Annotated in this window: 1 protein-coding gene; it reads right to left on the bottom strand. The window is 55.5% G+C overall.

The features are described from left to right. Positions 1-45: 45 nt before the first annotated feature. The coding region (locus tag PZH32_RS12060) for a HepT-like ribonuclease domain-containing protein (protein WP_275208499.1) at positions 46-330 on the bottom strand (285 nt) is incomplete at its 5' end.

Here is a 330-nt window from a genome sequence, read left to right as displayed (position 1 = left end):
CTACAAACAGCGGACCCAACGCGCGTGGCATTACCCGCTTAGACTTCATACCGAACTTTCGCGTCCAGGCGCGCCGATGTCCTCAGGCAACTCCAGCTCGAATCCTTGATCATCGCATAAGGCCTGACAGCCTTTAAGCAACCGAGGGAAGTCCGTTTCAATGACCTCCCAGATAAGATCCACGTTAACATCTCCATACGCATGCGCCAATCGGTTGCGCACGCCTTTTAAGGCACGACGCTCGAAGTCGTAGTTGACGAGCACCTCGTCGCTCAACGCCCCCGCTTCTTCCGTAATGCGGAACACGCGGTTCATAAGCGATTCAGCCAG

Origin of the sequence: Adlercreutzia equolifaciens (assembly GCF_029076695.1) — a bacterium.
In the GTDB taxonomy this organism is placed as follows: Bacteria; Actinomycetota; Coriobacteriia; order Coriobacteriales; family Eggerthellaceae; genus Adlercreutzia; species Adlercreutzia equolifaciens_A.
Note: the sequence above shows the minus strand (reverse complement) of the source record. Positions and strands in the feature narration are given on the sequence as shown.